General features: G+C 70.4%; 1 protein-coding gene and 1 pseudogene. Both read right to left on the bottom strand.

Going from position 1 to position 592, the window contains the following annotated elements; genetic code table 11:
- Nucleotides 1-229 (bottom strand): annotated as a pseudogene (locus AC1DWF_RS36650) (tripartite tricarboxylate transporter substrate binding protein); the annotation flags it as partial.
- Nucleotides 226-592, bottom strand: a 367-nt coding sequence (locus AC1DWF_RS36645) for a hypothetical protein (RefSeq protein ID WP_476843341.1), incomplete at its 5' end; no start/stop codon positions are given. The pseudogene AC1DWF_RS36650 and the gene AC1DWF_RS36645, both read right to left, overlap by 4 nt.

Below are 592 nucleotides of genomic sequence, written 5' to 3'. Positions count from 1 at the left end.
CCGCATAGGTGGTGCCGATATGGCCCGCCGCGCCGCTGCGGTTCTCGACGACGACGGTGCGACCGAGCTCGCGCGCAAAGAGCTGCGCAAAGCTGCGGCCGACGATGTCCGTGCCGCCGCCCGGCGCATACGGCACGACCATGGAGATGGGCTGCGGTTGCGCGGTGGCGCCGCTTCCGAACAACGGCAGGGACGCCGCGCCCTGCAGCAGATGGCGGCGCTGCATCACTCGGCCGCCTTCGCCCGGACGGGGCGGCGGTCGGCGCCGAGGATCGCGAGCAGCGGCCTCGCATCGGTCATCGTCTCGAAGCCGTCGACGAGGGCGATGATGCGATCGGCCTCCGCGTCGGAGATCAGCGCGGCGACATTGCCGCGGAATTTTTCCTCGACCTCGGCGATGCTGACCGGATTCTCGGGGCTGCCGCGGCGCGCCAGCTCCTCGTGGAAGAGCTTTTCACCGGCTGATGTCGTCACGGTCATGCGGCAGGCGTGGCGGAAGGCCGGGCCCATCGCCTCGATGTCGGCATCGTCGCGCCCCGCGATGAGGGTGATGAACTCCAGGATGACGGGGTCGGCGAGCCGGTCCTCGGTG

It is taken from the genome of Aminobacter sp. P4_D5, from assembly GCF_056401815.1.
This window is presented reverse-complemented; position numbering and strand designations above follow the sequence as displayed.